The organism is Candidatus Pseudothioglobus singularis PS1 (genome assembly GCF_001281385.1).
Classification (GTDB): domain Bacteria; phylum Pseudomonadota; class Gammaproteobacteria; order PS1; family Pseudothioglobaceae; genus Pseudothioglobus; species Pseudothioglobus singularis.
The window spans coordinates 1469097-1494449 of sequence record NZ_CP006911.1 but is presented as its reverse complement, the minus strand read 5'-3'; the positions used below and the strand labels follow the sequence as shown (position 1 = coordinate 1494449).

Below are 25353 nucleotides of genomic sequence, written 5' to 3'. Positions count from 1 at the left end.
TTTTTTGAAGCATTAGTTCGTATTATGACATTTGATAAACTTACCTCTATTTCACCAATCGATGGGCGTTACAGCGATAAGACCGCTCAACTCAAAACTATATTTAGTGAATTTGGGCTTATAAAGTATAGGCTTTTAGTTGAAGTGCGATGGTTAGAGGCAATGTCAAACAATTCAGAAATATCTGAAGTTCCCTTGTTTAGCTCTGAAGCCAACAAAAAATTATTAGCTATTGCCGATAATTTTTCTATAGATGATGCAAGAGCAATAAAAGAAATTGAAAAGACAACCAATCATGATGTTAAAGCGATTGAGTATTTCTTGAAAGAGAAAGTATCTTCAACTCCTGAACTTCATAAAGTGAATGAGTTTATTCATTTTGCATGCACCTCAGAGGATATTAATAATTTATCACATGCGCTTATGCTTGAAAATGGAAGAGAGGTTCTTTTGGCTGAAATGACAGAAACTTTGAATCTAATGACTGGCTTAGCAAGGGAAAATGCTGAAATTCCAATGCTTTCAAGAACGCATGGTCAAACAGCATCTCCCACAACTCTTGGAAAAGAGATGGCAAACTTCTCTTATCGACTGCAGAGACAAATAAAGCAGCTGAAAGATGTTCAAATAATGGGTAAGTTTAATGGGGCAGTTGGAAATTTCAATGCTCATCTCAGTGCGTATCCTGAAGTTGATTGGGAAAAAGTTTCTAAGAGCTTTATTGAGAGTCTCGGAGTGAATTACGCTCCTTATAGTTCACAGATTGAATCACATGATTATATTGCTGAGTATTTTCATGCATTAAATAGATTTAACACCATCTTAATTGACTTTTGCCGTGATGTTTGGGGCTACATTTCATTAGGTTATTTCACTCAAAAAACAGTTAAAGGGGAAATAGGTTCTTCAACTATGCCGCATAAGGTCAACCCCATTGATTTTGAAAATGCTGAGGGCAATCTTGGATTAGCCATTGCCATTGGAGAGCATTTTGCAACAAAACTTCCTATATCAAGATGGCAGCGTGACTTGACAGATTCTACTGTTTTAAGAAATTTAGGCGTTAGTAGTGCACATTGTTTAATTTCGTATGCTTCAATTTGTAAAGGCATAAAAAAACTTGAAGTAAATGAAGAAAAACTGATCGAAGATCTGAATAATTCATGGGAAGTTCTCGCTGAACCAATTCAAACTGTAATGCGCAGGTATGGCGTGTCAAATCCCTATGAGAAACTTAAGGCTCTGACAAGGGGAAAGAAAATTGACGCCAAAATTCTAAGTGATTTTATTGCCTCTTTGGACATCCCCTCAGAGGCAAAAAAAGAACTGAACAAGTTAACGCCAATGAACTATATTGGGGATGCGATTAAATTAGCACGCAACATCTAAAACTGATATAATTTCTCGCCTTAATAATTTAACAATCTAAAAGGAGCAAAAAACCCATGGTTAAGATAAGACTAGCCCGAGGTGGAGCCAAGAAAAACCCTTTTTATTCGATTGTAGCGACAGACTCTAGAAAGAGAAGAGATAGTGGTTACATTGAGCGTATTGGATATTTTAATCCTGTCGCTCGCGGACAAGAAGTCAGGCTTCAACTCGAAGAAGACAGACTGTCACATTGGATTTCTCAAGGCGCGCAGATTTCGGATCGCGTTAAGCAGCTTGTAAAAGAGTACAGAGATCCCTCTATTCGTGAAAAGCAATTAGCTAAACAATCAGCAAAGGCAGATGATAAAGCTAAAAAGATTGCAGCAGAAGAAAAAGCAAAAGCTGATCTAGAGGCTAAAGAGGCAGCAGCAGAAGCCGCAGCAGCAGAAGAAGCCGCAGCAGCAGAAGCCGCAGCAGAAGCTCCAGTAGAAGAAGCAGCAGCAGAAGCTCCAGTAGAAGAAGCCGCAGAAGAAGCTCCAGCAGCAGAAGCTCCAGCAGCAGAAGCTCCAGCAGAAGAAGCCGCAGCAGAAGAAAAGCCAGCTGAAGAATCTGAAGTAAAATAATTTGGTGTCATCTGCACCTCACTCAAACGAAAAAAAGCTATTAGTCGGAAAGATTAATGGCTTTTTTGGTTTACAGGGCTGGGTAAAAGTTTTTTCATACACCAAGCCCAGAGTTAATATCCTAAACTACTCACCTTGGTCAATTGATGTTGATGGGGAGCTTCAAAAAATCGAAATAAAGAATGGACGAGAACAGTCAAAAACAATTGTCGCACATATAAGTGGAATTGATACCCGTGAAGATTCTCAAAAACTGATTGGTAAAGATATATATATCGACAAAGAACAGCTTCCAGAATTGAATGAGGATCAATACTATTGGCATGAGCTGATAGGGTTTACGGTTTTAAATCATAATAAAGAAAACCTTGGATTAGTTGATTATTTTGTTGAAACTGGCGCAAATAATGTCATAGTTGTAAAAGGTATAAAAGAACATTGGATCCCATACATTGAGCCGTACCTTGTTTCAGTCGATTCAAAAAAGAAAGAGATTTTTGTTGACTGGGATAAAGATTTTTAATTACTAGTAAAAAAATTCTGTGTTTGCCTTCGCTAGTGAGGTAGACTTATTGCTGAATTAAATACAAAATTTCAGAAACATATTTCATGAATTGGATAACAAGACTATTTCCGTTTTTGTTATGGATTAAAGATTTAAGTAACCCTAAGAACTTAAAAGCGGATATTTTGGCGGGCACAACAGTTGCATTCGTTATAATTCCTCAGTCAATGGCCTATGCACAGCTTGCAGGTTTGGGTCCGCAATATGGTCTTTATGCCTCATTCTTGCCAGTTTTAATTGGTGCATTGATGGGCTCATCAAGACAACTTTCTACTGGACCTGTTGCCGTTGTTTCCTTGTTAACTGCTGCAGCACTTGGTGAAATCGTGACTGATCCTTCGAGTTACGCAGTGTACGCAGCACTTCTAGCATTAATTGTTGGCGTATTTCAGTTTTCACTGGGAATTCTCAGGTTAGGTTTTGTAATTAACTTCCTCTCGCATCCTGTGGTTACAGGCTTTACGAATGCTGCAGCAATCATTATTGGTGCTTCTCAACTTCCAAAGGTTTTTGGTATTAGGGTCATTAGTTCAAATGATACTGACTGGGTAAGTGCCTGCCAACCATTGACGATCATTGAAAGAATTGAGTCAATAGATGTTAATGGATTGCACGCAATTTGTAATGCAGATCAGAGCTACCAGACGATAGCAAGACTTCTAGAAGCGGCAGTTTTTCATACCCATCTACCTACCTTGGCAATGGCTATTTCTGGCGTATTAGGTATTATACTTTTTCAGCGTTTTTTCCCAAGATTGCCAGCTATTTTGTTAGTAGCTGTTCTTTCAACAGTAGCGTCATTCTTGATGGACTTCCAGGCTATGGGCGGAGCAATCGTTAGCTCAATCAATATTGATGGACTGTTTAGCTTTAAGGTGCCAAGATTTGATTTCAACGCGGTTGGAACTTTGTTTATCTATGCAATTACAATTTCATTAATTGGATTTATGGAGGCGATTTCTGTTGCTAAATCAATGGCTGCAACCACGAAACAGCGATTAGACGTTAACCAGGAATTAATTGGTCAGGGTTTATCAAACGTGACCTCAAGTTTTTTTCAAGGTTACTCGGTTTCAGGATCTTTTTCGCGATCAGCAGTCAATTTGACAGCAGGAGCAGTGACTGGATTTTCATCTGTCGTGACTGCTGTTATCGTAGGTTTAACCATCGTTTGGCTAACCCCTTTGCTATACCATCTTCCTCAGGCCACTCTTGCTGCAATTATTTTAATGGCTGTTGTCAACCTGGTTCACTTCTCACCACTCAGGCACGCATGGAAAGTAGAGAAGCATGACGGTTTGGTTGGTTTGTTGACTTTTGTGATGACGCTAACTTTTGCGCCTCATCTTGAGAACGGAATCGCATTTGGAATCATTCTGTCATTAGGTTTGTTTCTTTACAGAACGATGGAGCCAAACTTTACCGAGTTATCAGTCGAACATGGGTCAATTATTGCGTCAAGATTCGCTGATGAATCTGTTGAAGCAAGTCAATCCGTTAAGGTTGCTAAGTGGAGCGGCTCACTTTACTTTGCAAATGCTGCTTATTTTGAAACAAAGTTACTTGAGTTAATTGCTAAAAATAATGACGAACTCCAGTATGTCATTGTTGATGTGGCATCGATTGTTCAAGTGGATGCAAGTGGTGAACAAGTATTATCAAACCTGGTAGAGAGTTGTTCAAGCTCTGGAGTTGAGATACTTTTTGCAAGAACAGAAAGATTAGAAGCAGAATTATTCCGATCAGGGTTTAAAAAACGTTATGGTGAAAATCGTTTTTTTGATTTAAGAGCGGATGCCCTTAAATATGTTTGGCAGGAGTTAGAAAACATTGAAAAAGAAAAAGATGAAGCGCAGGTAGAAGATATTGACGAGACCAGCGAATCAAATTAATTAAATCTCTTCATAGAATGCTTTGATAAAATAAAGGCCTTGTGGCTCTGCAGTTGGCCCCGCCTCTCTTCGATCTTTACTTGCCAATACAGATGTCATCCACTCAATATTCTTCTCACCCCTTCCAATTTTTAAAAGGGTTCCAACAATATTTCGAACCATATGATGAAGGAAGGCATTCGCCTTAATGCTGATGATCATCTCGTCTGTAGATGATTCAATTTGAATATATTCAATCGTTTTAATTGGTGATTTTGCCTGACACAGGCTTCCTCTAAAACAAGAAAAGTCATGCTCTCCAACCAGTAAATCTGCAGCTGTTTGCATCTTAGTTATATCTAGAGATCTTGGCTCCCACAAATAATAATCCCCTTTAAGTGATGATCTAACAGGATTATGATGGATCTTGTATTCATAGGATCTTGCAAAAGCACTAAACCTTGCATGAAAGTCATCACTCACCTCCTTAACCCATTTAAAGTTGACATCACTTGGAAGGTTAACATTCCCACCAAAAAGCCACGCGCGTTCTGTTCTAATTACTGACGTTTCAAAATGAATGACTTGTTCCATGGCATGAACTCCTGCGTCTGTTCTTCCACTACAAAATACACGCACAGGGTGGTTTGCTACTTTTGATAAAGATGCTTCAACAGAGCTCTGTACAGTTCGAAGGCCAGATTTTTGAACTTGCCAGCCATGAAAATTCTTACCAAAATATTCAACGCCTAATGCAATTTTCATAATCAACCACTAAATTTTTTTATTGTAAAATCAATCTTAATATTTTAACAAATTATTGTGACTCGCCTGTCGAGTCTAATTTGGATGCTAATTATATGACAGAAAATCAAAAACCGACTGGTATAAAAAAACTTTGGTCTGCTTCTATCTATTCAGCTCAGGGTTTAAAGGCATGTTATCAATCAGAATACGCGTTTAGGCTTGAAGTATGGTTAGCCGTTTTTTTGGTTCCAATTGGTTACTGGCTTGGTGAATCCTCAATCGAAAAAGTACTTCTTATTTTTCCTATATTTTTAGTTTTAATTGTTGAAATGTTAAACTCTGCTATTGAAGCAGTTGTTGATAGAGTTAGCCTTGAACACCATGAGCTGTCAGGTTTTGCTAAAGATGTAGCGTCAGCAGCAGTTCTAATCTCACTAATTATTTTCTTGTTCACATGGATCATTATTCTTCTTTAAGGAAGTTAATAGAAGATGATATTGATTGTCATTTTTTTGATTCAATAGAGAGCACAAGTTCTTACCTGACAAAGGTTCCCTATTCAAAAAGAACACAGCTTTGTGTAACTAGAGAACAAACTATGGGGAAAGGTCAACATGGAAGAGGCTGGGCATCCCAAAAAGATGGCAGTATTCTCTTCTCACTTCGCAAATGTTTTAATATTGATACAAATCTAAATGGACTCAGTTTAGTGATTGGAATGGCCATTATTAAATCCATAGAGGAGGAATGCCAACTTGAAGGTTTAAAAATTAAGTGGCCTAATGATGTTTATTATGGAATTAACAAGTTAGCAGGCATTTTGATGGAAAATAATATTCATAAAGAGGCACAGTATGTAGTTATTGGAGTTGGAGTTAATTATCAGTTGGATCAAAAAATTAATATTGATATCCCATGGACTGATTTGGCACAAATTTTAAAAAAATTACCTAGTTTTGACACATTAACTGCTGCATTCATTAAAAATATATTAGCCATGACCAAAGATTTTGAAAGCAAGGGGCTCTCTACTCTGCTATCAGAGTGGAACGATTATGATATGCTCAAAGGGGTCAAAATTAGATCAAAAGATTCAAAAGAAATTTTTGAAGGTGAAGTGGATGGAATTACTGAGCATGGGGCGCTTAGGATTTCAACAACAGAAGGCGTAAAAGAGGTTTATAGCTCTATCCATATTGAGTACATTTAGGGTAAGATAGTTTCTATCATATAGCCGCTTGATTGGAATGGTAAATCACCAGTTAGAAGTTAAAAATCTTTATAAAAAATATGCACGTCGTGAGGTTGTTAATGATGTTTCATTTTCTGTTAAAGGTGGTGAAATTGTTGGTTTGCTGGGTCCAAATGGTGCTGGTAAGACAACGTGCTTCTATATAACTTGTGGCCTTGTAAGGTCGAGCAGGGGTGAAGTAACTCTGGACAATAAGAGCATCGGCCATATGCCAATGCATAAGCGTGCAAAGCTGGGTCTTGGATACCTTCCTCAGGAGCCATCTATTTTCCGTAAGCTAAGCGTCGAAGACAATATTATGGCAGTCTTAGAAATGAACAAATCGGTTGCAGAAAAAGATAGGCCTGCAAGACTCGAAGAACTTTTATCCGAATTTAAGGTTGAGCATGTTCGCCATATAAAGGGCATTACCTTATCTGGTGGAGAGCGAAGAAGGGTTGAAATTGCTAGAGCTTTAGCGATGGATCCAAAATTCATTTTATTAGATGAACCATTTGCCGGCATTGATCCAATCTCAGTTGGTGATATTCAAGAAATAATTTATCAACTTAGAGATAAAGGAATTGGGATATTAATTACTGATCACAACTATAGGGAAATGCTTGATACGTGTAATCATTCTTATGTCTTAAGTGCAGGAAAAATCATAGCTCAGGGCGGCAAAGATGCAATTTTGGCTAATGAAGAAGTTAAAAAAGTTTACTTAGGTGAGAGCGTTGGTGGTTAGTAATAATCTTATTACTTTGGGGATTGAATCCTCTTGTGATGAAACAGGAATCGGGATTTATACTAGTGAGGGCGGCCTAATTTCACATAAGTTATTTTCCCAAGTGAGTCTTCATGCAGAATATGGTGGTGTAGTTCCAGAACTAGCTTCTAGAGACCATATTCAAAGAGCCATACCCTTGATTAAAGAGGCTCTTAATGAGAGTGGAATTAAATTAAATGAACTAACTGGCATTGCATATACTGCTGGACCAGGCTTATCGGGAGCACTTTTAGTTGGTGGTTCAATTGCTCAGAGTTTAGCATGGGGTCTAAGTATCCCTGCATTAGGTGTTCATCATATGGAAGGACATCTTTTAGCACCACTTTTAGAGGTTGAAAGGCCTGAATTTCCTTTTGTAGCACTTTTAGTTTCTGGAGGCCATACATTGCTTGTCGATGTTCCTAGAATTGGTGAATATAAAATTCTAGGAGAGTCACTGGATGATGCAGTTGGTGAGGGGTTTGATAAAACTGCAAAAATACTTGGTTTGGGTTATCCAGGTGGTCCTGCTCTGGCAAATCTGGCTAAACAAGGTGACAAGAATCGATTCACTTTTCCAAGACCCATGACAGATAGACCCGGACTTGATTTTAGTTTTAGTGGTTTGAAGACATACGCAAGAAACACATTCATTGACTTCCCTGAAGAGAAAGCTAATATTGCTAAAGCATTTGAAGTTGCAGCCACTGAAACATTAACAATAAAATGCAATAGAGCGCTTAAACAAACTGGATATAAAACACTTGTGGTGGCTGGTGGAGTTAGCGCTAATTTGTCCCTGCGTGAATCTTTGAATGAGATGACAACAAAAAATAATGCAAGTGTTTTTTATCCTGCGCTAGATTTTTGTACGGATAACGGTGCGATGATTGCTTTAGCTGGCCACTATAGATTCCTCGCAGGCCAAAGTAATCAAAATTATGAAATAACCATTAAGCCTCGATGGAGTCTTGAAGAGCTTCTACCGGTGGATTAATTATTCGATTTTCGTTATGGAGCCTCTGTTTCCAGAGCATAGAGTATAATTTAACTCACAAATAAAACTTCTTAGCCAAATAAATATCCTTATGATTATTATTCCTGCGATCGACTTAAAAGATGGTCAATGTGTCCGCCTCCGTAAAGGGAACATGGAGGATACAACTGTTTTTTCAAATAACCCTACTGAAATGGCTTCCAAATGGGTTGCAGAGGGAGCAAGAAGACTTCATTTGGTTGACCTCAATGGCGCCTTTGAGGGTAAATCTATAAATGCAGACTGTGTCAATGAGATTACTAGGTCTTTCCCAAATCTTCCAGTACAAATTGGCGGAGGTATTCGTAATTTACAGACTGCAAATGCATATATTGAAGCAGGGATAAGCTATCTCATCATTGGAACTATGGCAGTAACCAATCCTGATTTTGTGGAAAAACTTTGTGATGAGTTTCCTAATAAAATTATTGTGGGCCTTGATGCCAATAATGGTCTTGTTGCTACAGATGGTTGGGCAAAACAAACAGATATAGATGTTGTAGAACTATCAAAAAAATATGAACAGTATGGAGTTAATTCTATTGTTTATACTGACATTGCAAGGGATGGGATGATGCAAGGTGTCAATGTTGAAGCTACTGCAAATCTTGCTAAAAAAACATCGATTCCAATCATTGCATCTGGCGGGATAACTAATCTGGATGATATAGCGGCACTTTTGAAAAATGCACATCATGGGATAATGGGTGCTATAACTGGAAGGGCTATATATGAGGGGCAGCTAGACTTCAATGATGCCCAAACAATGAGTGATATTTATGATAGTTGAGGTGGCTTATGCCATAGCTAACAAGCAAAGCCTTATTAGTATTGAGGTAGACAATGGTACAACACTTAAAGAGGCAGTTTTGGCATCAGGTATTCTTGATACTTATAAGGAAATTGATTTATATAAAGACAGAGTAGGTATTTTTTCAAAATTCGCAACCTTAGAGACAATACTGAGAGAGAAAGACAGAGTTGAGATTTATAGACCGCTCATTGCTGATCCAAAAAAAGTTCGTAAAGAGAGGGCAGCTGAGGGTAAGGCAATGCGAGTCAATAAAAAGGCCTAATTCAAGGTAAAATAGATCACCCATAACACATTTAATAATTTTATGAGCGACGACAAACCTCCGAGTAGATCATTTTTTAAGTTATTTGATAAGTTTTTTCCTAAAACTTTAAAACCAAGAGCACAACTAATGCAGGCCTTAGAGGAGGCTGAAGAGAATCTCGTAATTGACCCTTACAGTAGGTCAGTTATTGAGGGAGCATTGCAGGTTGAAAGTTTAAAAGTGCGTGATGTCATGGTTCCACGATCAAAGATGATCATGATTGATTCTGAGGCAACTACAAAAAATCTCCTCCAGGTTATGGTGGCATCGTCTCACTCAAGATTTCCAATTCATAACGAAGAGCAAGACTCAATTTTAGGTGTTGTTTTAGCTAAAGATTTGCTGTCACATTTTGCACAGAACCAAGAGGAAGAATTTAACTACAAAGAGTATCTTCGAGACGCTTTATCTGTCCCTGAAAGTAAGCCATTGGGAGCTTTACTGCGTGAGTTTCAACAAAATAAATCACATATGGCAATAGTACTTGATGAGTATGGTGAAATAGCTGGATTGGTAACTTTAGAGGATGTCATAGAGCAAATTGTTGGAGAAATTGAAGACGAACATGATAAAGAAGAAGACAACATTATAGATTATGGCGATGGTCGTTATTTGCTTCAAGCCAACACAACATTGACAGAATTTAATGAGTTTTTTAATTCGAGTATTGCTAGTGATGATTATGATACTGTTGCCGGATTAGTTATCTCTGGCTTTAGTTACTTGCCCGAACAAATGAGTGAAATCAGTCTTCATGGATTCCAATTCAAAGTTTTAAAAACAGACAACCGTAGGCTACACCTTCTTGAAGTTCAACATAAGCTGAGTGATCACAAAGTTAAAGAATGAAAAAAGCAATCATTGAGGCTTCATTTAATATCAGTCAGTTAGTATAATCCAGCATTATGAATTCACTAGAACAGACAACGCAATTAGTCATCGACCTCATTAAGCAAAATAAAGCGAGCGATTTCGAGTTTTCTATTGGTAGGAGCTCAGGAGTTTCAACCGCAGTAAGATTGTCAAATGTAGAAACACTTCAATATCACTTGGATACAAGTTTTGATGTCAGTGTCTATTTTGGAAAGAATAAAGGTCAAGCGACCAGTGTTGATCTTAGCAAAGAAAGCTTAAAAAAAGCTATTGATTCAGCTTGTATGATTGCTAAATACACTCAAGAGGATCCATTTAATGGTTTGGCGCCAAAAGATAAAATGGCTTGGGATGCACCTGATTTGGATCTTTATCATCCATGGAAATTGGAAGCTAAGCAGAGTATAGAAATTGCCACAGAATGTGAACAAATCGCACTTGAGCAGAATGAAATTGATAACTCTGATGGCGCTGAATTATCAAGTTATGAGGGTGAAACTTATTACGCAAATTCAAATGGATTAGTTACAAGTATAAAAAATACCAGACACTCTCTTCACTGCTCTTTGATTGCTAAAAGAGATGCAGAAATGCAGACTGCTTATGAGTATTCAATTGCAATAGATTCAAATGATTTAATAAGCCCTTCTAAAATAGGTCAAAAGGCAGCAAGCCTAGCACAACAAAAACTTGGCTCAAGAAATTTAAAATCTCAGAAGTGTCCTGTTATTTTTGTACCAAGACAGTCCTCAGGTTTATTCTCTCAATTGCTTGGTGCTCTAAGTGGTTCAAGACAATTCAAGAAAACCTCTTTTCTTCTTGACTCATTAGGTAAGGTTGTTTTGAATGAATCGATCAGTATATTTGAGGATCCATTAAAAGCTAAAACACTTGGAGCAAGAGCATTTGACCTAGACGGTGTATTAAAATCTAAGCAGTTTTTTGTAGAAAATGGCATAGTTTCAACTTACATGATGGGCCAATATTCTGCTAATCAACTTGGTTTAAAAACTACCGCAAATGCCGGAGGAGTGAGTAATTGTAGAGTTAATTCTAATTATGATGGGGGGCTTGCTGAGCTAACCAAAGAAATCAAAAAAGGCCTCATTGTTACAGACTTGATGGGGCATGGTGTCAATGCAACAACAGGTGATTATTCTCGAGGGGCAAGCGGCTTTTGGGTAGAAAATGGAGAGATTCAATACCCAGTCTCTGGCATCACAATAGCTGGAAACTTAAAGGATATGCTTAAAAACATTACCTATGTTGGTAATGATTTTGATCTCAGAAGCAATCTAAAAGTAGGTACCACCTTGATAAGTGAAATGACAATTGCTGGGGAAGGGTAATTGAAAGAGTTTGATGTCATCATAGTTGGTGGCGGCATGATTGGACTCTCATTAGTGGTTGAACTATCAAAAAAAATGGAATTAAGTATTGCAATTATTGACCCAAATAATTCTAATCCAACAATAACTGACTCATTTCATACCCGGGTTAGCGCTATTACACCATCTACCCAAGATTTTTTATGTTCAATCAATGTCTGGGATAAGATAAAAAGAAAAAAAGGGTTTAGTGCCACCAAAGTTTGGGATCAAAACTCACATGGCCATCTTAATTTCTATGCAAAAGATGAAGGCATTGAATACTTAGGTCACATTGTAGAGAATGATCTCATTCAAGCTGCCCTTTTTAATGCAGTTGATCAATCTAAAGTCACCATGATTAATGCAAAGCTAACTGAACTCACAAAAACAGACTCAGGTTATACGTTAGATCTAGATAATGGTGAAAATTACTCATGTAACCTTTTAATTGGGGCAGATGGACCTCACTCAAAAGTAAGAGGTTTGGCAGAGATTCAAGTCACCGAGCATGATTATCAACAAAAAGCAATTATTGCAAATATTGTAAGTGAAAAGCCTTTGATGGATACCACATGGCAAAGATTTTTAACAGATAGTATTCTTGCCATATTGCCTCTATCAGAAAATCAGGCTTCGATTGTTTGGTCCTGTAAAGAGACACTTGCTAATGAGCTTGAAACAACAACAATAAGTATATTCAATAAAATGTTATCTGAGGCATCAGAGTATCAATTTGGATCTTTGGAGCTTCAAAGTAGTAAGAAAAGTTTTCCTTTGGTCTCAAGAAGTGCAAAAGAGTACGTTCTTGAAAATTTAGCATTGATTGGTGATGCTGCTCACAATATTCATCCACTGGCTGGCCAAGGTGCAAATCTGGGCTTTTCTGATGTCATCGAGCTAAGTAAACAGTTATCCGAAAATATTGACAAACCAATGGGAGATTTTATTGTTCTTCGAAAGTATGCAAGAGCAAGAAGGCTAGACAATGAAATGATGTCAAAGACCATGACAGGACTGGACTGGATTTACAAAGAGAATAACGAATCAATAAGATGGCTTAGGGGTTATGGAATGAATTTAATTGATGAAACTCCCATTCTAAAATCTTTTTTTCAAAGACAAGCCTTAGGAAAAGTGAATAAAAATAGTTAACGTATAAATCGCGTTGGAGTGACTATTCCATTGACTGGAACATCCCAGGGCTGAGAATAAAGACGACTCACCTCTTGAGCATCAAATGCTAATCCAAATAATTTTGGTACTCGAAAATTCTTTAATTTTGTATGAAAGCTCAGAGTTTTATCATAGAACCCTCCCCCCATTCCAAGTCGATTTTTATTTGCATCAAATCCGACGAGAGGCATCAGAATAAGATCCATCTTATGAGCGCCAACAAGAGGACTAAAGATTGGTTCATCTATACCAAATCTATTCTTTCTAAATAGTTTGCCCATCTTTGCAAACTTTAGTTTTTCCCCAACAAGAATCGGCAAATATACATAATAACCCTGATGTGTTAAAAAATTTATGGTGTCAATAGTTTCGATTTCACCATCATTAGGTGTGAAAATTGCAATATGTTTCGCATTTCTGAAGATGGCATGTTTTTGACATTGATACAGGAGTTTTTTACCTTGCTTTTTTCGAGTTGGCGTATCGATTGACTTTCTAATGATTCTTAGTTTTTTTCGAAGTTCTTTCATTCGGCAATTTATTTAAATATGTACTAATTTTAGCAGTACAAAAAATGCAAAGAATGGTTATTTATAATTAGATTAGAGGGTCCATTGTGCCGTGTTGACATGGTCCTGAACCATTCTGGTTCAAGGCGGAAGTTCGATGTTTACCGTAGGTTTCCCACTTCAAGGTGGGCATACACAAAAGTAACCAATCTCATCTCCTTTTCTATACTTAATCGGCTCAGGGAAATAAATCAAGCACGAACACAACAGATAGATAAATTATCACCTTTAGAGGATTGAATTGCAATGATATTTCTTCTTTTATTTGCTTAAATTTTTAGGAACAGATAATTTGATAATTTCATTTACTATTATATTAAAAATCTATTCCTATAAAATGCCAGCTCCATTTCTTATAAAAAAACCCTCAAGTGACTGTATTAGCTGCAATTTTATTATTAATTATTATCATGGACCCTATTGGAAACGTGCCTGTATTTCTTAGTATCCTTAAAAATATACCAATTGAGAGACGAAGAATCATCATTGTTCGTGAATTATTAATTGCCCTAGTCATTTTGTTATTTTTTATGTTTGTTGGAAGATATATTCTTCAGTTGTTAGATATAGATCAGTCTTCGCTTGGTATTACTGGTGGAATAATATTATTTATTATTGCCATTAGAATGATTTTCCCTGGAACAAAACCTATCTTTAGTCACAATGAGAATACTGAGCCTCTAATTGTGCCGCTTGCTGTCCCAATGCTAGCTGGTCCATCAGCGATAGCAGCAGTAATACTGTTTATGGCAAAAGAGCCAAATAGATGGGTTGAGTGGACTTTTGTTGTATTTGTTGCTTGTTTAATAACTGGGATTATATTAATCTCATCAGAGGCATTGGGAAGAAAACTAGGTAACAGGGCATTAATTGCTATTGAAAGGTTAATGGGAATCTTGCTGATAATGGTTTCTGTTGACTTTATTCTTGACGGATTAAAACAAACATTCAATATTTAGATTTTTTTCATAAATTTTTAACTTGTCTGCTTCTATTCAAATTTGCTATGTAAGCTTGCAAAGGCTATAATGGCGCCTTTTTTACAACTTAATGGCGAAGAATTTGGCACCTATAGTAATGAAATTTGGAGGCACAAGTCTTAGAGATGAGGATTGTCGCTCTTATGCTTTAAAGCAATCCAAGAACTACCACGAGTCTGGAGAGAGAATTGTGGTTGTTGTTTCTGCTATGGGACGAAAAGGTGAGCCATATGCTACGGATACCCTTGTTGCCCTTCTTAGGGATGTTGGTCACAATATTAATCCAAGGGAGTTGGACCTAGTGATGAGCGTTGGAGAAACGTTAAGTTCTGCTTATTTTTCTCACCTTTTGAGTCACAATGGAATGCCTGCCGAGTCATTTAATGGAAGGCAATCTGGAATTCTTACAGATGACAATGCAGGCAATGCTGAAATTTTAGATATTAATCCTGCTCGAATTGTTGAAGCTCTTGATAATGGGTTCATCGCTGTAGTGGCAGGTTTTCAAGGTGTCAATGATAAGGGTGATATTCGCACTCTTGGAAGAGGGGGGAGTGACACTTCAGCTGTAGCACTCGCATCTGCATTGGGAGCTGAAAAAGTTGAAATTTTTTCTGATGTGGATGGTATAGCTAATTGCGATCCAAGACAGGTTGAGGGTTCTAGCTACTTAGAATCTGTTAGTGTTAATCAGATGCTTGCAATGGCTGATGAGGGGTCTAGAGTGATTCATCCAAGAGCAATCAAAGCGTCATTAAAAACTCAAACACCACTTATTGCTAAAAACACCTTTAATGATTCAGAAGGTACTTTGATACACCATGACATATCTAAAAAGAAAGAGGTTGTTGCTATTGCCCATCGTGAAAGTATGGTTCTGATAGAGTTCGCATTGGAGCATAAGGCCGCAAGTCATGTTAATGGTGTTGTCAATATTGACTCAAAGAGACTGCTACTAAATGACGATGTGTATTTGAGTGATAAGTTGGCCCAGCTAGAGGAGAAGCTCGGCTTCTATAAGTTAAGTAGACACTGGGCAACGATCTCTGTGGTATTTAATAATAAAGTTTCAAAAAAACCCGCCGAACTTGACTATGCTGAATTGCTGGATTCCCCAGATACCATTATCAGATACCTCCTAAAAGAGGTTAAAGTTAGAGAAACCTTGAAATTTTTACATGGCAGATATACAAGCTAATTTAAGGCTTATAACCTGCGTTATTTACATAACTTAAAAGCACTTCATCTGTAAACGCTGCCTCAAGTTCAGCCGCCTTTGTCTCGACTGGCTCTTTTAAATCTCCGTCTGCAATTTCAGTGACCTCATTGTGCCAATCTGTAAGGTATGCATCTGCATCTGTAGAGTCACCTAACGTTGCAGCAGAGTCAACAGCCTCCATAAAGCGATTATCTAGCTGAAGTTTTTCAACCTCCCTCCTGCTTTTTTTTATCATCACCTGTGTAGGTATATCACGCCATTTAATAACAGTTAGCTTCATTTTATTCTCCAAAAAAACAACATATAATTATCCCAATAAATTTCAAAAAATTCTACCATTAACTTATTGATGTAATTGCTATAATTTAGGTATATAATTCACGTTTTTCGAAGTTAGAATTTGTATTGAGGAAGGTATGAAAAATAAAGCACAAGTAGTTGTAATTGGTGGTGGTGTTGTGGGCGCTGGGACACTTTATCATTTGGCTAAAAAAGGTTGGACTGATGTTGTATTATTAGAACGTAAAGACTTAACTTCTGGTTCAACTTGGCATGCTGCTGGATTATTGCCTCTATTTAATATGAGCTACTCAGTGGGGAAGCTGCATCAGTATTCAGTTGATTTTTATCATGATCTTGAAAAAGAAACGGGTATGAATGTTGGCTTTAGTGTCGTATCAAACATCCGCTTAGCAAATTGCCAGGATCGAATGGATGAATATAAATACTATTCTGGTGTTGGAAGCACCGTAGGTGTTGATGTTAAATTTTTAACTCCAGACGAAGTTAAAGAGGTTTGGCCTTTATGCAATACTGAAGGCCTGCTTGGCGCAATTCAGCATCCAGATGATGGCTATATTCAGCCAGCAGACTTAACTCAAGCATTGTGCAAAGGTGCTAGAAATCGTGGCGCTGAAATCTATGAAAACACGATCGTAACTGATTTAGAACAGCAAAAAGATCATACATGGGTAGTCAAGACTGATCAAGGTGATATTGCTTGTGAACATATTGTCTCATGTACCGGAAGCTTCGCAAGAAAAACAGGTGAAATGGTGGGTCTCGATGTACCTGTAATACCTGTTGAGCATCAGTTCCTCGTAACAGAGCCACATCCTGACATTTTAGAAAGAAAGAAAAAAGGCCTACCTGAAATGGCTGTACTTCGTGAATCTGATGCGGCTTATTACCTTCGTGAAGAGGCTGGGGGAATGATCTTAGGTATCTATGAAAAAGGAGCGCCTGCATGTTATGTTGATGGCCCAAGTGACGACTCAAAGTATGAGTTGTTTAATGGTGAACTTGACCGCTTAATGCCACATATTGATGCTTGTATAAATCGTGTTCCAGCTTTTGGCGAGGTTGGAATTAAAGAAATTTATAATGGCGCTATTGCGTATACGCCAGATGGCAACCCAATTGTTGGTCCTGCTCCAGGACTTAAAAATTTCTGGTTGAATGAGGGACATAGTTTTGGAATAACTGCTGCTGGTGGTGCTGGTTGGCAGCTTGCAGAGTGGATAGTTGATGGTGAGCCAACCGTTGATATGATGGGTGTGGATCCGCGTCGATTTGGGCCCTATGCCACTCGTGGATATTTGAAAGAAAAGAATGAAGAGGCATACTCAAATGTTTTCACTACGCACTATCCTGATGAGGAGAGGAGTGCGGCAAGACCTCTCAAAACTGCACCATGCTATGATCGAATGAAAGACTTGGGTGCGGTTTTTGGATCTGTTTATGGTTGGGAGCGTCCAAACTGGTTTATGCCAAGTTTAGATTATTCACTCACTGCTGAAGATTTAAATCAGGCAGATCCTTCCAAGGTTATTCTTAACAAAAACCACTCTAAAGCACTAGATGATGGTCGCATTGTTGAAAAGAATTCATTTCGCCGCTCCAACTACTTTGAACATGTTGGAAATGAGTGTAAGCATGTCAATGAGAACGTAGGTCTTCTTGATATGTCAGCCTTTGCGAAGTGTATTGTTAAGGGGCCTGGTGCAGAGGAATGGTTGGAATATATCTTTGCTAATAAGATGCCTCAAACTATTGGCAGGATTAGTCTGGTTCATATGCTATCTTTGAATGGCGGAGTCAGATCAGAATTTACAGTTTATAAAACTGGACCTCAAAGCTATTATTTAGTTTCCGCTGGTGCGTTTGAAACACATGACCATGACTATTTATTCAAACTTGCTCCTAAAGATGGAACTGTCAGCATTCAAAGAGTTACTACACAAACAGGTGTTCTTGTATTGGCTGGACCAAGGTCTCGAGATGTTCTTCAAAAGCTTACGGATACAGATCTATCAAATGAAAACTTCAAGTGGCTAACTGGGAGAAAAATCAATGTTGGATATGCATCTGCTGAAGCACTTCGTGTTAACTTTGTTGGCGAATTAGGTTGGGAGCTGCATCACCCAATTGAGATGCAAAATTATATCTTCGATCAAGTAATGGAAGCTGGTGCTGAATTTGATATCAAACCTTTTGGTATTCGTGCAATGGATAGTATGCGTCTTGAAAAATCGTATCGTCTTATTCCTAGAGAAATGTCAATTGAATATTCTGCCTATGAATCTGGATTAGATCGTTTTGTTAGGCTTGATAAAGAAAATGATTTTATTGGTAAAAAAGCCTTGAAAGATTGGCAAGATAGAGGTGCTTCAAACGGTTTTGTAACTATGGAAGTGCAGGGTGTTGTTGATGCAGATGCTCGAGGCTCTGAGGCTATTTATAAGAATGGTGAAGTTGTGGGAAGAGCAACCTCAGGAGGTTTTGGTTGGCGCTGTGGTAAGTCGCTAGCGTTAGGCCTTGTCAAGAAAGATCTAACTTCAATTGGAACTGAACTTGAAATTGAAATACTGGGTGAGAAATATAAGTCAGTTGTTATAGAAGAGTCACCATTTGATCCTGCTAACGAAAGTTTGAGGTCCTAACTATGTCTCTCATTAAAACAAAATCTGAACTTCATGAACAAATGGTGACTTGGCGTCACTATATTCATAAACACCCAGAACTTAGTTTTAAAGAGGAGATGACTAGTGACTTTATAGCTTCTGTTTTAGAATCTAATAATATTGAAATGCATCGCGGTCTTGCAGTCACAGGAATAGTTGCTACTGTTCATGGAACAAAAAATGGCAAGGCTATTGGACTGCGTGCTGATATGGACGCTCTTCCAATTCAAGAGAGGAATGAGTTTAGTCATAAATCTATTCATGACGGAAAGATGCACGCTTGTGGGCATGATGGCCATTCGACAATGCTTCTCGGGGCTGCTGTTTATTTAAAAGAGAATAATGATTTTTCTGGTACTGTTCATTTTATTTTTCAGCCTGCAGAGGAGGGTGGAGGTGGTGGCCGTGTTATGGTTGAAGAAGGTATATTTGAAAAATTTCCTTGTGAGGCAGTTTATGGGATGCATAATTGGCCAGGTATGGCGGAAGGTCAGTTTGCCGTTCATGATACTGCAGTAATGGCTGCAAATGAAACACTCAAAATTACAATTAAAGGCAAGGGTGGTCATGCCGCTATGCCAGACCAATGTGTTGATCCAATTGTTATAGGAGCTCAAATCATTACAGCGATTCAAAGTGTTGTTTCAAGAAATGTTGCACCACTAGATTCTGCAGTGGTGAGTGTTACTATGGTTGATGCAGGATTTGTATCTAACGTCATTCCGAATGAAATGAATTTAACAGGCTCACTGAGATACTTTAAGTCTGAGGTTGGGGATGATGTGAAGAAAAAAATTAAGACTATTGCTGAAGGAATTAGTCAGTCTATGGGTGCAACAGCATCATTCAGCTCAGTTCCAAATTACCCTGCAACTGTAAATACTCCAAAGCATGCTAAGCTCTGTGCTAGTGCTGCTGAAGTGGTTGTAGGTAGTACAAATGTTTTAAGGAATGAGAAGCCTAGTATGGGCTCTGAAGATTTCTCATTCTTGCTTAATGCATCTGAAGGTGCATATATTTGGATTGGTAACGGACTTGTTCCAGAAGATGGACCTGAAGGTGGCTGTATGCTTCATAATACTCAATATGATTTCAATGACGAAATTCTTCCACTCGGAAGCAGCTACTGGGTAGAGTTAGTTAAAGGAATCCTAAAGTAATTTTTAAAGGTTTAGCTTATGTTTTCTAAGGCAATTGTTAGAACTCCTGGAAAAAGTTTAATTGATGGCCTCACTGATTCCAAACACCTAGGCTCTCCAGATTATCAAAAGGCTATCACTCAGCATAAGGCCTATATCATGGCTCTTCAGTCATGTGGCCTTGAGGTTCATGTATTGGAATCTTGTGAGGATTATCCTGACTCGACTTTTGTAGAGGATGTAGCTCTTATAACCCCAAAATGTGCTATTTTTACCCGTCCAGGCGCCGAGTCTAGAAGAGGCGAGGTTGAACAAATTGAAACCGTTTTAAGGGATCAATTTGATAATGTTGAGCGTGTTGAGGCTCCTGGAACTATAGAGGCGGGTGATATCATGATGGTTGATAATCATTATTATATTGGATTATCAGATCGAACAAATATTCAAGGCGCTGAGCAAATTATTGGGATTCTTAATAAATATGGCTATACAGGATCTACTGTAAATCTCAAAGAAGTGCTCCATCTTAAGACTGGTCTTTCGTATCTCGAAAACAACCTATTGGTTATATGCGGTGAATTCAAAAATGACCCTATTTTTTCAAGGTTTGATCACATTGATATACCTGAAGAGGAGAGTTATGCTGCAAATTGTATTTGGGTAAACGATAATGTTCTTATTCCAACTGGATACCCACTTGCGAAAGGGAAAATAATTAGCACTGGGTATAACGTTATAGAGGTTGACGTTTCTGAATACAAGAAACTTGACGGTGGTTTGAGCTGCCTATCACTCAGATATTAAAAAGTTTCTACACTAAAGCTAACTTTCTAGTGTTTAAAATGTCGCATTCCTGTAAATACCATAGCAATCCCATGCTCATTAGCTGCTGAGATTACTTCCTCATCGCGCATTGATCCTCCTGGATGAATAATTGCATTTATACCGACTTGAGCAGCTGCATCTATACCATCACGGAATGGGAAGAATGCATCTGACGCCATGACAGAACCTTTTACCTCTAAGTTTTCATCGGATGCTTTAATGCTGGCAATCTTCGCTGAATAAACTCTAGACATCTGACCTGCCCCAACACCTATGGTCATTTGATCTTTTGCATAGACGATTGCATTTGACTTAACGTACTTTGAAACTTTCCATGCAAATAATAAATCCTTCATCTGAGATTCAGTCGGACTTAAAGAGGTTACGCAATTCATATCAGATGGATTTAATAAGGTTAGGTCTTTATCTTGAATGAGCAAGCCACCAGATATTTTTTTATAGTCAAAAGCTGGTTGTGTTTTTTCTAGTTCACCACACTCAAGAACTCTAATATTTTCCTTTTTTAATAAAATAGATCTTGCACTATCAGCAATCTTTGGGGCAATGATGACCTCTACAAACTGTTGGTTGATAATGCACCCAGCAGTTTCTTTATCTAACTCACGGTTAAAAGCAATAATCCCTCCAAATGCAGAGGTAGGGTCTGTAAGGTAGGCGCTTTGATAAGCTTGGAAGATATTTTCTCTCGTTGCAACACCACAAGGATTTGCGTGTTTAATAATGACGCAGCTAGGTTCTTCAAAATCCCTGACACACTCTAAAGCAGCATCCGCATCGGCTAGATTATTAAATGAAAGAGGCTTACCTTGGATTTGTTGACTAGATGATACCGATGCTTCATTGAGATTTGATTCTATATAAAAGGCAGCATTTTGATGAGGATTTTCACCATAGCGCATCGCTTGTGATTTGATCAATTGAAGATTTAATGTATTTGAAAAGCCATCATTCATTCTGCCAAGATAATTTGCAATAGCGCCATCATATTGTGCTGTATGTTCAAAGGTTTTGAGAGCTAATGACTTTCTCATTTCATGAGTTGTATCACCCCTATTAGTTATTTCATCGAGTACCAATTTATAATCAGAACTATCAACAATCACAGTGACTGAAATATGATTTTTAGCGCTTGATCGAAGCATAGCAGGGCCACCAATATCAATGTTCTCAATAGCATCTTCCTCAGTGCAGTTTGGATTTTGGATGGTTTTTTGAAATGGGTATAAATTAACAACCACCAGATCGATTGGTTTAATTTGATTCTGTGACATCACCTCTTCATCTTTTCCTCTTCTAGCTAAAATTCCACCATGAATCTTTGGGTTAAGAGTTTTGACGCGACCAGCCATCATTTCAGGATAGCCAGTATAGTCAGATACTTCAGTTACAGGAATGTTGTTATCCCTAAGGAGTTTTGCTGTTCCGCCTGTAGATAAAATTTCTATATTTAATAACGAGAGGCCTTTTGCAAATTCAGCTATTCCAGTTTTATCTGAAACGCTTATTAAGGCTCTTTTTATAGGCATTTTAGGATTAAGAGATGTAGATATTTTTAAGAATCAAATTATAAACTCTTAGAGGTTATAAAGGCTTGCTTTTTTCTTTAAGGTAGCACGGTTTATACCAAGTATTCTGGCTGCCTCACTTTGATTTTGATTGACTTTATCAAGAACATACTTAATAGTTGCTGACTCAGCTTGTTGCGTAACCATCTTAAAAACACCGTTAGATGATTCACCGTTCAAGTCTGAGAAATACTTCTCAAGATTTTCTTTAATGCAATCCTGTAAACCCCTTTGTTTCATATTGAATACAAAAATTCATGAAATTTCGAATATTGTTCAGAGTGATCTGACACTCTGTTAATGCTTGGCCAAAAGGCTAGGCCTTTTTCTTGGTCAAGGTGCATAGAATACCAAAAAATATGCTTTCTGGATAGTTGTGTTCCCATTTTATGACCATAAAAATCATGAATTTGTGAAATATGACCCAAAATCAATGGAATTTTTTTCTCTAATGTTGGCTCTTCTCCTGTTTTGCCAGATGTCAGAAATTGATTAACTTGACTAATCAACCAGGGGTTTCCTTGCGTTGCTCTTCCAAGCATCACTGCATCTGCACCAGTGAAGTCTAATATATCTTTAGCTCTTTTTGGCGAATCAATATCTCCATTTGCTACAACTGGAATTGATACTTGGCTTGCAATTTTTTTGACTGTATCAAATTCAGCATCACCATTGTATTTCTGTGATCTCGTTCTGCCATGTATTGCAAGCATCTTTATGCCATTATCTTCTGCAATTTTTGCAATTGTTGGTGCATTTTTATTTTCCTCATCCCAGCCTGTTCTCATTTTGAGAGTGACAGGAACTTCAACAGCATTTACTACAGCTTTTAAAATATCTTCTACCAATTCTTCATTTTGCATGAGAGCGGATCCAGCTGCTTTATTGCATACTTTTTTTGCTGGACATCCCATATTGATATCAATAATATCTGCCCCAAATTCTAGTGCTTTAATTGCAGAATTTGCTAGTTCTTGTGCCTCTGATCCAGCAATTTGAATGCTGATAGGCAGTTGTTCCGAGCTAAAATCCAAGCGGTGTTTTGATTTATTTGAATTTAATAGATGATTTTGAATTACCACCATTTCAGATGTTGTAAGGCCAGCACCTTGATCCCTGCATATCATTCTAAAGGGTTTGTCACTTGTGCCTGCCATGGGAGCAAGCAGTACTTTCGAAGTTAGTTTATGTGAACCAATATTCATAAAGATATTAACTTAAAGCTTTTTTGTTTGCTTTTCCGCTTTCTTTTTAAGTCTCTTCTGCTTTAGTTTTGATAAATGATCCACAAACAATATTCCATTTAAATGATCCATTTCATGCTGAATACAAACAGCAAGCATCTCACTTGCTTCAATCTCAAATGATTGGCCTAGTTCATTCAGGGCACTGACTTTAATTTCATTAGCTCTTTTAACACTCTCATAATAATTTGGTACTGAAAGGCAACCCTCTTCCCATTCAATTTCACCATTTTTTTCAATAATCTCAGGGTTAATAAGGCAGATTGGCTCATTACACTCTTCTGATACATCCACAACTATAAGGCGCTGATGAAAGTTAACTTGAGTTGCTGCAAGACCAATTCCTGGCGCATCATACATAGTTTCAAACATATCTTTAACTTGCTTTTTTATCTCACTGTTAACATTCTCAACTGCCTTTGCAACAGTTCTTAAGCGCTTATCAGGGTATTTGAGAATTTCTAATATCATGACTTAGTCATTACTGTGTTTTGAATTTTGCTCATTTTATTTGGATAATCTTGGTTATAGTGCAATCCTCTACTCTCTTTTCTAGACAGTGCAGATTCTACAATAATTTTAGAAGTTTGAGCTAAGTTTCTTAGTTCAATTAAATCCTCAGTTACAGTATAAATACGATAATACTCATCAACTTCTTTATTAATTTGTTGAATTTTTAGATACGCGGAGTTCAGTCGATTATTACTTCTAACGATGCCAACAAAGTTCCACATGATGAGTCTTATTTCGTGCCATAAATGAGCAATAACTACTTTTTCTTTAGAGGGCGCCACTCTTGAGTCGTCCCATTTTTCAATTTTAGTTTGTGAATTTTCAAATTCACTACTGTTAATATGATTGGCACAGGATTTAGCAAACACTACGCACTCAAGCAAGGAGTTACTTGCCATTCTATTTGCACCATGCACTCCAGTATGTGCGACTTCACCAACGGCATAAAGATTGTTTATGCTGCTTTGTGCATCTATGTTTGTATTAACGCCACCACAAGTGTAATGTGCAGCAGGAACAACGGGGAGAGCTTCTTTAGATATATCAATACCAAGTTCTTTGCAGCGCTGAGTGATTGTTGGAAATCTAGATTTAATCCACTCTTTATCTTTAAATGAGAAGTCTAGATAGACACAATCATAGCCATTAACCTTCATCTCATTATCGATTGCTCTTGCAACGATATCACGAGGTGCTAGCTCAAGTCGATCGTCGTATTTATGCATAAACTCCTGACCATCAGGCAAAAGAAGTTTTGCACCCTCACCTCTAAGAGTCTCTGATATTAAAAAAGATTTGGCATGCGGATGAAAAAGACATGTAGGATGAAATTGGGTAAATTCCATGTTGGAAATCTCGCATCCTGCTCTGTAAGCCATCGCAATACCATCTCCAGTTGAAGTATCTGGGTTTGAAGTGTACAAATAAGATTTTGAAGCGCCACCAGTTGCAAGAATAGTTTTGTTTGAACTAAAGGTCACTACCTCCTTCGAGTTTTTATCAAACACATATGCGCCATAACAATTTTTATCTTTAACAACAAGATCGACAGCAACATATTCTTCAAAAAGCTCTATGTTATTTTTTTGCCTTACCTTAGCAAGAAGGTTGACTTGGATTGACTGACCCGTTTTATCGGCAACATGGGCCACTCTTTTTGAGCTGTGACCACCCTCAGTTGTGAGATCATAGCTATTATTGATGTGAGAAAATTGAACACCAGTGCTTTCAAGATCTTTAATAGCCTGGGGGGCTTGCTCTACCATATACCTGATACTCTTTTCGTTCCCGAGGTTAAAGCCGGTGTTAACAGTGTCTTCAATATGTGAATCAAAATTATCTTCTGGATCTAGTACAGCTGAAATTCCACCTTGGGCATAATACGAAGAGCCTTCCAATATTTTATCTTTAGCAATCACCGCTATTGAGGTGCTACTTGAGAGCTGAACAGCACTCATTAATCCAGCAGCTCCAGAGCCTATTATAAGAACATCGAATTGATATTTTTTAGCCATAGTTTATTGTCACAAAAAGACACAAAATTAAAAAATATTAAAATATTTTTTATA

The 25353-nt window shown here is 37.7% G+C and carries 26 protein-coding genes and 1 other RNA gene; 18 read left to right on the top strand and 9 right to left on the bottom strand.

All coding sequences use genetic code 11. The features are described from left to right. The first annotated feature begins 24 nt into the window (after nucleotides 1-24). The 4 genes from purB to W908_RS07540 all read left to right on the top strand — a co-directional run bounded on the left by purB (nucleotide 25) and on the right by W908_RS07540 (nucleotide 4451). Complete coding sequence (gene purB / locus W908_RS07555; protein WP_020027140.1) at nucleotides 25-1389, top strand: adenylosuccinate lyase; 1365 nt, start codon at nucleotides 25-27, stop codon at nucleotides 1387-1389. A gap of 56 nt (nucleotides 1390-1445) precedes the next feature. Continuing rightward, nucleotides 1446-1994 carry a 30S ribosomal protein S16 gene (rpsP, locus tag W908_RS07550; protein ID WP_053820604.1) on the top strand — a complete coding sequence of 183 codons (549 nt, stop codon included), beginning with the start codon at nucleotides 1446-1448 and terminating at the stop codon, nucleotides 1992-1994. 4 nt (nucleotides 1995-1998) lie between these two features. Continuing rightward, complete coding sequence (gene rimM, locus W908_RS07545) at nucleotides 1999-2517, top strand: ribosome maturation factor RimM (protein ID WP_053820810.1); 519 nt, start codon at nucleotides 1999-2001, stop codon at nucleotides 2515-2517. 86 nt (nucleotides 2518-2603) lie between these two features. Further along, on the top strand, nucleotides 2604-4451 hold the full coding sequence (locus tag W908_RS07540) for a SulP family inorganic anion transporter (protein ID WP_200908877.1): 1848 nt from the start codon (nucleotides 2604-2606) through the stop codon (nucleotides 4449-4451). Here W908_RS07540 and truA read toward each other — a convergent pair whose 3' ends face one another. Then, complete coding sequence (gene truA / locus W908_RS07535) at nucleotides 4452-5195, bottom strand: tRNA pseudouridine(38-40) synthase TruA (protein ID WP_053820603.1); 744 nt, start codon at nucleotides 5193-5195, stop codon at nucleotides 4452-4454. Between the two features lie 95 nt (nucleotides 5196-5290). Here truA and W908_RS07530 point away from each other — a divergent pair, with 95 nt between their 5' ends. The 9 genes from W908_RS07530 to W908_RS07490 all read left to right on the top strand — a co-directional run bounded on the left by W908_RS07530 (nucleotide 5291) and on the right by W908_RS07490 (nucleotide 12726). Further along, nucleotides 5291-5653 carry a diacylglycerol kinase gene (locus W908_RS07530; protein ID WP_020027360.1) on the top strand — a complete coding sequence of 121 codons (363 nt, stop codon included), beginning with the start codon at nucleotides 5291-5293 and terminating at the stop codon, nucleotides 5651-5653. Then, on the top strand, nucleotides 5632-6387 hold the full coding sequence (locus W908_RS07525; RefSeq protein WP_053820602.1) for a biotin--[acetyl-CoA-carboxylase] ligase: 756 nt from the start codon (nucleotides 5632-5634) through the stop codon (nucleotides 6385-6387). Before W908_RS07530 ends, W908_RS07525 begins: the two co-directional genes overlap by 22 nt. A gap of 37 nt (nucleotides 6388-6424) precedes the next feature. Continuing rightward, on the top strand, nucleotides 6425-7156 hold the full coding sequence (gene lptB / locus W908_RS07520; protein ID WP_020027357.1) for an LPS export ABC transporter ATP-binding protein: 732 nt from the start codon (nucleotides 6425-6427) through the stop codon (nucleotides 7154-7156). Continuing rightward, a complete protein-coding gene (gene tsaD / locus W908_RS07515; protein ID WP_053820601.1) occupies nucleotides 7146-8174 on the top strand; it encodes a tRNA (adenosine(37)-N6)-threonylcarbamoyltransferase complex transferase subunit TsaD in 1029 nt (342 codons plus the stop codon). The genes lptB and tsaD overlap by 11 nt, the downstream gene beginning before the upstream one ends. A 91-nt stretch (nucleotides 8175-8265) precedes the next feature. Beyond that, on the top strand, nucleotides 8266-9003 hold the full coding sequence (gene hisA / locus W908_RS07510) for a 1-(5-phosphoribosyl)-5-[(5-phosphoribosylamino)methylideneamino]imidazole-4-carboxamide isomerase (protein WP_053820600.1): 738 nt from the start codon (nucleotides 8266-8268) through the stop codon (nucleotides 9001-9003). Continuing rightward, nucleotides 8993-9289 carry an RnfH family protein gene (locus W908_RS07505; RefSeq protein ID WP_053820599.1) on the top strand — a complete coding sequence of 99 codons (297 nt, stop codon included), beginning with the start codon at nucleotides 8993-8995 and terminating at the stop codon, nucleotides 9287-9289. Before hisA ends, W908_RS07505 begins: the two co-directional genes overlap by 11 nt. A 42-nt stretch (nucleotides 9290-9331) precedes the next feature. Beyond that, on the top strand, nucleotides 9332-10180 hold the full coding sequence (locus W908_RS07500) for a CorC family transporter (protein WP_053820598.1): 849 nt from the start codon (nucleotides 9332-9334) through the stop codon (nucleotides 10178-10180). Between the two features lie 56 nt (nucleotides 10181-10236). After that, complete coding sequence (locus tag W908_RS07495) at nucleotides 10237-11553, top strand: metallopeptidase TldD-related protein (protein WP_053820597.1); 1317 nt, start codon at nucleotides 10237-10239, stop codon at nucleotides 11551-11553. After that, nucleotides 11554-12726: an FAD-dependent monooxygenase gene (locus W908_RS07490; RefSeq protein ID WP_053820596.1), complete on the top strand. Its 1173-nt coding sequence runs from the start codon at nucleotides 11554-11556 to the stop codon at nucleotides 12724-12726. Here the strand turns inward: W908_RS07490 and W908_RS07485 are convergent. Together W908_RS07485 and ssrS are read right to left on the bottom strand one after the other, a co-directional pair. Then, nucleotides 12723-13277 (bottom strand): 5-formyltetrahydrofolate cyclo-ligase, encoded by a 555-nt coding sequence (locus W908_RS07485; RefSeq protein WP_053820595.1) that lies wholly within the window; start codon nucleotides 13275-13277, stop codon nucleotides 12723-12725. The genes W908_RS07490 and W908_RS07485 overlap by 4 nt on opposite strands. 74 nt (nucleotides 13278-13351) lie before the next feature. Next, nucleotides 13352-13532, bottom strand: a non-coding RNA gene (ssrS, locus tag W908_RS08740) — 6S RNA. A gap of 155 nt (nucleotides 13533-13687) precedes the next feature. Between ssrS and W908_RS07480 the strand changes: the two genes are divergently transcribed. Both W908_RS07480 and W908_RS07475 read left to right on the top strand, forming a co-directional pair. Continuing rightward, nucleotides 13688-14275, top strand: a complete 588-nt coding sequence (locus W908_RS07480) for a MarC family protein (RefSeq protein ID WP_053820594.1) — start codon at nucleotides 13688-13690, stop codon at nucleotides 14273-14275. A 91-nt stretch (nucleotides 14276-14366) separates the two neighbouring features. Next, nucleotides 14367-15494: an amino acid kinase family protein gene (locus W908_RS07475; protein ID WP_053820593.1), complete on the top strand. Its 1128-nt coding sequence runs from the start codon at nucleotides 14367-14369 to the stop codon at nucleotides 15492-15494. 1 nt (nucleotide 15495) lies between these two features. Here W908_RS07475 and W908_RS07470 read toward each other — a convergent pair whose 3' ends face one another. Continuing rightward, nucleotides 15496-15795 carry a virulence factor gene (locus W908_RS07470; protein ID WP_053820592.1) on the bottom strand — a complete coding sequence of 100 codons (300 nt, stop codon included), beginning with the start codon at nucleotides 15793-15795 and terminating at the stop codon, nucleotides 15496-15498. A gap of 136 nt (nucleotides 15796-15931) precedes the next feature. Between W908_RS07470 and W908_RS07465 the strand changes: the two genes are divergently transcribed. Genes W908_RS07465 through W908_RS07455 form a run of 3 tightly spaced genes read left to right on the top strand, consistent with a single transcriptional unit; the run spans nucleotide 15932 to nucleotide 20421 of the window. After that, nucleotides 15932-18457 (top strand): GcvT family protein, encoded by a 2526-nt coding sequence (locus W908_RS07465; RefSeq protein WP_053820591.1) that lies wholly within the window; start codon nucleotides 15932-15934, stop codon nucleotides 18455-18457. Nucleotides 18458-18459: 2 nt separating this feature from the next. After that, complete coding sequence (locus tag W908_RS07460) at nucleotides 18460-19638, top strand: M20 aminoacylase family protein (RefSeq protein WP_053820590.1); 1179 nt, start codon at nucleotides 18460-18462, stop codon at nucleotides 19636-19638. 18 nt (nucleotides 19639-19656) lie between these two features. Further along, on the top strand, nucleotides 19657-20421 hold the full coding sequence (locus tag W908_RS07455; protein ID WP_053820589.1) for a dimethylarginine dimethylaminohydrolase family protein: 765 nt from the start codon (nucleotides 19657-19659) through the stop codon (nucleotides 20419-20421). Nucleotides 20422-20447: 26 nt separating this feature from the next. Here the strand turns inward: W908_RS07455 and purH are convergent, their stop codons facing one another. Genes purH through nadB form a run of 5 tightly spaced genes read right to left on the bottom strand, consistent with a single transcriptional unit; the run spans nucleotide 20448 to nucleotide 25299 of the window. Next, entirely contained in the window at nucleotides 20448-21989 is a 1542-nt protein-coding gene (gene purH / locus W908_RS07450) for a bifunctional phosphoribosylaminoimidazolecarboxamide formyltransferase/IMP cyclohydrolase (RefSeq protein WP_053820588.1), read from the bottom strand. A gap of 48 nt (nucleotides 21990-22037) precedes the next feature. Continuing rightward, nucleotides 22038-22268: a helix-turn-helix domain-containing protein gene (locus W908_RS07445; protein ID WP_020027342.1), complete on the bottom strand. Its 231-nt coding sequence runs from the start codon at nucleotides 22266-22268 to the stop codon at nucleotides 22038-22040. Further along, complete coding sequence (gene dusB, locus W908_RS07440; RefSeq protein ID WP_082345031.1) at nucleotides 22265-23233, bottom strand: tRNA dihydrouridine synthase DusB; 969 nt, start codon at nucleotides 23231-23233, stop codon at nucleotides 22265-22267. Before dusB ends, W908_RS07445 begins: the two co-directional genes overlap by 4 nt. A 12-nt stretch (nucleotides 23234-23245) precedes the next feature. Continuing rightward, a complete protein-coding gene (gene def, locus W908_RS07435) occupies nucleotides 23246-23743 on the bottom strand; it encodes a peptide deformylase (RefSeq protein ID WP_053820587.1) in 498 nt (165 codons plus the stop codon). Then, nucleotides 23740-25299, bottom strand: coding sequence for an L-aspartate oxidase (nadB, locus tag W908_RS07430; RefSeq protein ID WP_053820586.1), 1560 nt, complete (start codon nucleotides 25297-25299; stop codon nucleotides 23740-23742). Before nadB ends, def begins: the two co-directional genes overlap by 4 nt. Between the last annotated feature and the right edge of the window lie 54 nt (nucleotides 25300-25353).